This window comes from Frankia sp. Mgl5, from assembly GCF_023242985.1.
Classification (GTDB): Bacteria; Actinomycetota; Actinomycetes; order Frankiales; family Frankiaceae; genus Parafrankia; species Parafrankia soli.
This window is the reverse complement of the sequence record NZ_JALKFY010000537.1, coordinates 1-350: the sequence shown is the minus strand read 5'-3', so window position 1 is coordinate 350 and position 350 is coordinate 1. Positions and strand designations below refer to the sequence as shown.

1 pseudogene is annotated in these 350 nt (G+C 55.7%); it reads right to left on the bottom strand.

The window, feature by feature from the left end:
- Positions 1–350: pseudogene (locus MXD62_RS10510) on the bottom strand (hypothetical protein); the annotation flags it as partial.

Genomic DNA, 350 nt, shown 5'->3' with positions numbered 1-350 from the left:
TTCCAGCAGCGCCGTGTTAAACGCATCCTGCTGCTGAATATGCTGGGCAAGCGAATCTACCTTTTGCTCCAGCATTTGATAGTGATAGGGGTGCGGTGTCCGTCGCACTTCCCCTAGAGCTGACACGACAGGCAATGTCTCTGTCGCCGCAGCCACCTCCTGACGGTACATACTGGCAGCTGCAGCAGCGGCCGCGTTTTCCAATGGCATCAGGCTTTCTTTCGTCAAATCTTTCATTTTGCGGAGTGCTATGGTGTCGGCCTGGCGATATTCGCGGCGGCCTCGGGAGTCGCGCAGGAAGCTGTAGCCATTTTGTTCCAGCAGAGCGGACCATTTTCGCAAGGTACTCA